The organism is Pedobacter heparinus, from assembly GCF_032678725.1.
Taxonomy (GTDB): Bacteria; Bacteroidota; Bacteroidia; order Sphingobacteriales; family Sphingobacteriaceae; genus Pedobacter; species Pedobacter heparinus_A.
In genome coordinates this window covers 22,977-29,570 of sequence record NZ_JAVTSC010000025.1, presented here as the reverse complement: position 1 = coordinate 29,570, position 6,594 = coordinate 22,977, and the positions used below count along the sequence as shown (strand labels likewise).

Annotated in this window: 8 protein-coding genes; 2 read left to right on the top strand and 6 right to left on the bottom strand. The window is 39.6% G+C overall.

Annotated features, from left to right (window positions below):
- From R2Q85_RS23955 to R2Q85_RS23930, 6 genes are all read right to left on the bottom strand, one after another.
- Positions 1-1,163, bottom strand: a 1,163-nt coding sequence (locus R2Q85_RS23955; RefSeq protein ID WP_316814340.1) for a SusC/RagA family TonB-linked outer membrane protein, incomplete at its 3' end; no start/stop codon positions are given.
- Positions 1,164-1,500: 337 nt separating this feature from the next.
- Positions 1,501-2,781, bottom strand: coding sequence for a FecR family protein (locus R2Q85_RS23950; protein ID WP_316814339.1), 1,281 nt, complete (start codon positions 2,779-2,781; stop codon positions 1,501-1,503).
- An 89-nt stretch (positions 2,782-2,870) separates the two neighbouring features.
- Positions 2,871-3,449 (bottom strand): RNA polymerase sigma-70 factor, encoded by a 579-nt coding sequence (locus R2Q85_RS23945; protein WP_316814338.1) that lies wholly within the window; start codon positions 3,447-3,449, stop codon positions 2,871-2,873.
- A gap of 213 nt (positions 3,450-3,662) precedes the next feature.
- A complete protein-coding gene (locus R2Q85_RS23940; protein ID WP_316814337.1) occupies positions 3,663-4,304 on the bottom strand; it encodes a DUF6266 family protein in 642 nt (213 codons plus the stop codon).
- 267 nt (positions 4,305-4,571) lie between these two features.
- Positions 4,572-4,781, bottom strand: a complete 210-nt coding sequence (locus tag R2Q85_RS23935; protein ID WP_316814336.1) for a hypothetical protein — start codon at positions 4,779-4,781, stop codon at positions 4,572-4,574.
- A gap of 11 nt (positions 4,782-4,792) precedes the next feature.
- Positions 4,793-5,155 (bottom strand): hypothetical protein, encoded by a 363-nt coding sequence (locus R2Q85_RS23930; RefSeq protein WP_316814335.1) that lies wholly within the window; start codon positions 5,153-5,155, stop codon positions 4,793-4,795.
- Between the two features lie 232 nt (positions 5,156-5,387).
- Here R2Q85_RS23930 and R2Q85_RS23925 point away from each other — a divergent pair, with 232 nt between their 5' ends.
- Positions 5,388-5,699, top strand: a complete 312-nt coding sequence (locus R2Q85_RS23925; protein WP_316814334.1) for a hypothetical protein — start codon at positions 5,388-5,390, stop codon at positions 5,697-5,699.
- 177 nt (positions 5,700-5,876) lie between these two features.
- Positions 5,877-6,407: an OmpA family protein gene (locus R2Q85_RS23920; protein WP_316814333.1), complete on the top strand. Its 531-nt coding sequence runs from the start codon at positions 5,877-5,879 to the stop codon at positions 6,405-6,407.
- The last annotated feature ends 187 nt before the right edge of the window (positions 6,408-6,594 follow it).

The window sequence follows — 6,594 nt, the reverse complement described above, 5'->3', positions numbered from 1 at the left end:
TTAATAACATTCATTTTATTTAGACGAGGTTTCTCGGTAAAAATAAAATTGCTATTGAAACTGATATTTGTCTTCTGGTTGTATTTGCCTTTTTTTGTATTAATAACGATCACACCATTACCCGATCGTACTCCCCAGATACTTGCAGCTGCGGCATCTCTTAGTAAGGTTACAGATTCTACATCATCTGGATTTAAATTTTCCAGAAAAATGTCACTCGTTAAGCCTTCCCCTTCTTCATAAGGGAATCCATCTACTACAATCAGGGGCTTCATATTGGCGTTAATCGTACTGAATCCCCTAATACTAATAGCAGAGCCATTCGGAAGAGTCGAAAGTTTAGATGCTAACTTTTCTACTTTTAAACTACTTGTAACGTCTAATATTCTATCTAAAACATTTGTGCTTACCGCTCTGTTAAATAACTCGTTATCTATCTGCACAAATGAACCAGTTGCCCTTTCTTTCGGTATATTTTGGTACCCTGTAGAATACGTGACCTTCACCTCTTCTAACTCTCCAGTCGCCACATTCAGCTTAATCTCCAATGGCATCACCGCGTCCTTCAATCCAATCTCCAAAGTCTTAAAACCCACATAACTTACCAGTAATATTACATCCTCATCCACTCCTTTAATCTCAAATTCACCCTCAGCATTAGTATTCGTAACAGCACTTTTGCCGCGGATTCTGATTGAGGCGTTTGGGAGTGGCTTCCCATCCTGGTCTGTTACACGGCCTTTAACCGTAAGATCCTTCGCTATGCTCTGGATGACAAGGAGTGCGCGGTCTAGCAGGGAAGGAGATTTTTCTTTAACCGTAATTGTACTTTCATTAATCGTATAACTTAACGGTTGATTTTCAAAAATTTGCTCAAGTACATCTTGGAAATCTGCATCGTTTACTTTAATATCTACTGGTTTAGCTAATTTCAAAACACTCTCTGTGTACAAAAAGATATAGCCGCTTTGTGATTTAAGCTCTTTTAAAACTGTTTTTAAAGGGGCTTTTGATTTAACCATACTAATTTTCTGTGCAAAACCAGTTGCGCTGACCTGCATGATTGTAGCTATTAATATAACGGTGGTTAATCGCATAATAAGCCATATTCTATAGAGATACCCGTCAGGTATATCCCAATTATTGGTATAAATTTTATACATTAGTATTCAGTTTGGTTTAGCAGTTGTCTTATGTTTTCGAAGACCAGGACAACCGCAGTAAAACAGTCAATAATTTATTATAGGCAGAATCAAACAGCAACCAGGGGTGCTACACTTCTGGTTGTTTTTTTACACCCCCTTAAGGATCATTTCTGTAGTTGAATCTCATCATTCTGGTTTTTAAGTTTGGTTTATTTAGTTGATTGTATTGGTTTATTTCAATTATTCATTTGTATTGTTATTCTTTATCCTTCCGCAGGTTAAAGCGGTAGTAACTCCCCGCCTGCCAAGGAAGGTGCCTATGGGACGGGGTGGTCGATGTAGTATTTAATTTCCCTCATTTGCTTACAAAAATTTTCCTACCCTCAATTTTAAAATGGACCTTACCTGTAGATTCCAATGATTTTAACACCTTTGAAACATTGTCAAATCTGGATACTCCGCCTCCAAACTTTTCATCGGTAATTTCCCCTATATATTCCACGTCTACATTATACCAGCGTTCAACCATCTTCATAATGGTTTGAATATTTTCGCTTTCAAACATAAACTGGCTATTTTTCCAGGCCACAACCTGTTCTACATCAACTTGTTTTACAGTTATGCCCCCGCTTGCCGTGACAAGGGATTGCTGGTTGGGTTTGAGGATTACGCCCTGCCCGTCATCTCGACCACTTTTGTCATTCCGAGGCACCGAGGAATCTAGATCCTTCGCATTCGCTCTGGATGACAAATAGTGCACCCGCACAGATCCCTCCAACAAAGTTGTCTTTATCCCCTCACCCTGATACGCACTAATGTTAAAATGCGTACCTAATACTTCTACTTCCTGACCCATCGTTTCTACAATAAAACGTTGCCTGATTTTTTGCCTCTGCATTAACGTGTAGGTTTTTTCCACTTCAAAATACACCTCACCGTATAGTAACAATATTTTGCGTTCCTTACCAATAAATTGTGAAGGGAAAGATATTTTTGAGTCTGCGTTTAGCCAGAGCTTGCTGCCATCGTGGAGTACCACCTGGTACACTCCGCCCCGGGGGGTAGTAGCTGTGAGCATTTGTACATTGCTATTGGCGCCCTGCCCGTCATCTCGACCGTATGGGAGAGACCTCTTGTTTGTGCTATTCAAGAGATCTCTCTCTTCATTCGAGATGACGACCGTATTATCATTATATTTTAATTCACTTCCAATCACAACCCCCGTTTTCATATCACTTAGGTTTATGGTTTTTCCGTTGGCAAGGGTAAGCGTTGCTGTGTTTTTACCAGGTGCAATATCGTTTGCTAACAGATCCCTCGTCGCTACGCTTCCCTCGGCATGACGGGGTGCAGAGGAATAATATAACCATACGCCTAAAGTAATTGCTGCTACCGCAGCGGCTACGCCGAAAATACGCGGCCAGAGTTTAGTGTTCCTGGCCTTAGGCGCAGGAGCCTCAATTAGAATATCCTCCCATATTTGCGCGATTGTAAATTCCAGATCTTCTTTAATTCCTAGAGGACTATTCTTTTCAGCTCTGGCATTATACCACGATTCTACCAGCATCCTTTCTTCCTGGCTGCAAGTACCCTCATGGTATCTGTCTAATAATGCTTTTACTTCCTCGTTGGTCATTATATCATACTTAAAAAGTTATGCCCTATATTGATGAGACACGCCACCCGGCAACAGGGAGTAGAAAAAATAAAAATATTTTTGGCGTACTATTTAACCAGCACTAACAGAATGGCTAAAGGTGTTTTAAATTTCTTTTTAAGCAGGATTACGGCATTACTAGCCTGCTTTTTCACTGTTGCTTCCGAAATACCAAGCTGCCTGGCTATTTCTGCATGTGTTAAATTTTGTTTGCGGCTCAACTCAAAAACAATTCTCATCTTTTTAGGCATCTGGGCAATTTCGCCTTCAATCATTCGCTTTAAATCATTGTAACGAACAAGCTCATCCGTTTGTACGGTATCTTGCTCTGCGAAAGCGCCTAAATCGGCCAGGTAGTTTTCTTTTACTTTTTCGTGCCGCACCACATTTAAAATGATATTTCTAACTGCTTTGTATAAATATGCGCTAGGATGAGCCCCAAACTCAATTTGATCGTGTTTACTCCATATGGCAGTAAACAATTCCTGCACTACATCTTTCGCCCTGTCATCCTGCCTTAACATATGTCTGGCATGTAAATATAAAATGGATGAATACCTGTTATATATTTCTGTAAAGGCCATATGATCCCCAACCTTTAACAAAGCAGTTAGTTCCTGATCGGTATATGTGCTGTAAGCACTCATTTCCCGGTTGTTTTAAATCCCATCTTTAAGTTACGAAATTATAACAACAAAGTTCTATATAATTTCAGTAATAACCACACAAAAAATAGGTAGTGTATTCTTTACACATAGCTGTTTAGCAGTAAAATAGGCTTTGAAATATCTGCAATGCTTGCTTTTGGAAGAAAATAAATTTTCATTCAAGTATAAAAAATGTCTTTCAATGGTCCTGACTCAATACACCACCTGCCCAACATAAACACTATTCGAAATCGCTTTCCTGTCATCGGCTACAAAACTGATGTAACACTCCAAAACCAGCCCTTTAAAATCATCTGGCAGTTCCATAGTTTCGGCACCTGATATTCTTCTTGTGCCACTTAGCGTATAAAAAGCTTTATTTATTGCCGGGGCATAAACCAGGAGCATTACCTGCTGGCGCTGGTAATAAAAACCTTCGTTTATAGCAAAGCCCCAGCTAAACAGCAGGCCATTTGCCAGCGGCTGCACCTGCGGCTCATCAGCCACTGGTAATATGCCTTCGGTAAGCCTTGCTAGCGGATAAGCGATACTAAAATCAGGATATTCGCCCTGTATTGCATGTAGCAGTTGGTATGATTTGGCCGCATTGTTTGCCGTATAAGTTTCATTTGCTGCGGCCAGGTCAAAACCTGCGGCCACAAATTTGGTCATACTGCCGATAAAGGTATTTACCACCTTCATCCTTTGCCTAACAGCAAGTTGTTTTAAACTGGGAGGAATGTTCGTTTTCCTCTTTTTAAGCCGGATTAAGGGCTGGCCTTTTCTTACATAGCCTTCAATATTTCCGATTTTGCCGCTTATGCTTCCAAAAATGCCATTGTTTATACGTGCCATAATAATGCTGTTTTAATTAATACGGCACTAAGCTAGCCCGCCTGCCTTGCATCTCCAATGCGCTTTACTGTAGGTGAAGTTATTTTACATTTTTGCTGGCGCAAAAATAGTCATTGAAAGGCCCAGGCCAGGCAGTTTCCAAGCAATACTCGAACAACAGCCGGGCAGGAGGGAAGGAAAGTAACTTAACACCAGGGAAAGATGAGCATTGTAACCTAAAACACGGACAAAACCAGCTATATATATCCGTATAAGACCGTTGCCTTGTTACTTTTTAAATGAAAGCCCTGATTTTTGAAGAAGCGTTTTTAATATGGGTATATTCTGTGGCCCTACGCCAAGCAATTGTCGAAATTCCTTTTCAGTATAAGTAGCCACCTTTTCCAAAGTATCAATGCCATAATGTAACAAAGCCCTTTGTGCTGGTGCAGTAAGCACAAAGAGCGGATTTTCCGGATCTTTTATAGGCTTTACCAAGGGGTAGGGGATTAGAGGGATTGGATTTCTTCTATTGTGAGGCCAGTATATTCGATGATTTTATCTAATGATTCATTAGCTACCACCATTTTACGAGCCATTTCAATTGATTTTTTCTGTTTGCCTTTTTCCTCGCCTTTCATTTCACCTCTGATATATAAGATGTCTTTTTCTTCTTTGAAGATTTTACCGGTCAGTGCCATATCTTTAATTGCTTGTTTATCTAACTTACGAAGTTGTAGTAATACCCTTAGTTGTCTAAAATAACGTCCTTGCTCCAGCTCAGATGTGCTTTTGGTTTCTATTTCATGAACAATTTGCTCCAAAACAGTTTCTGATTGCTGTGATGCTAAGTTACCCAAAATGGCCAACATTTGCTCAAGTAAAAGATCTATAATTTTCTTTACCCATCCAACTTCACATAAAAATTACCTTCTCTGACAAGGCCTAGCGTTTGTTTAGATTTTTCGTTAGGAAAAATCTGAATTAATGCAGACTTGGAAGAGAATGGTAATTTTTAATTTTTACTAATGACCTGCCGGTGTCAAATAATTCCGTAATAATAATTATTTTTGCTAAAAAAAGTAGTATTACTGAGATTTAGCGATGACCGTAACTGTACTCCCAATTTTAGAACCCGATACAAAGCCAGCCGCACCATTGGCAAAAGTGATGAATGAACGACTGATCCGTTTTGCCAAAGAACTGCAGGAAATACATTTAAAGGCATTGGAATCTGCCGAACCATTATTTGACGATGTAGTGGTCTATATCAGCTATAACAGTAAATACAGCATCCGCTGGAAAATTGTCAATGATGTACCCGGAAATATAGAAGCAGAAGTTGCCGGGCAATGTGGCCGTTTGGGGTATATCAAATGGAAAACCGCTGCCTATGGGGTGATTGATAAATCCTGACATTTGTATAATTCTTTGTTGCCGAAAACAGCAGGAAATTCTCGATAGCTTACTTAGGCATTTTAACAAGTAACGTAAGCGTTACACTATTTGTGTAAATAGTTCGTTTTAATAGCGTGCTTTCTTTCAAAACCTGATGCTTATTTTTTATTATTACGGACACAAACACAAAAACAAATGAAATTTTTAAGACCCAGTTTATTATTGGCCGCTATTGGCCTGTTTGCGCTTTCCATGCAATCGTGTAAAACAAAAAAGGCAATTGCCAAACCGGCTCCGCCTGTTGAAAAACCGGCCCCACCTGTTGAAGAGAAAAAACCTGAACCGGCCCCTGAGCCTAAACCAGCGCCTGCACCGGTGGAAGAAAAACCAGATTACAATTTTAGTAAGGTGTTTTTTGAATTTGATTCGGGGGTATTGAAAACAGCTTCATTTGCAGTACTGGATAAGATAGCTACCGAAATGAAAAAGGATCCCTCTGCTAAGTTCATTTTAAACGGACATTCTTCAATTGAAGGCTCTGCTGAGCACAACATGTCATTGTCGGTTGACAGGGCCAACGCTGTGAAATCTTACCTGGTAAATGCAGGAGTGAATGTTTCAAATTTATCCATCAAAGGATTTGGTGCTACTGAGCCGGCTGCTTCAAACGATACAGAAGAGGGCAGGATCCAAAACAGAAGGGTAGAATTTAAAAAGCTGGATTAATTTATTGAATTGATTGAAGCCGGTTGTCTTAGCAAAAGACAGCCGGCTTTTTAATTTGGCCTCATATCATTGTATTTTCGTATCAATGATGTTTAAGCTATAAGCTACCTTTAGCAGCTACATGAGCGAGATGGAAGCGATACGTATGGATAAATAAAAATCTGTATTTTTGCAGGATAAAAAAAAA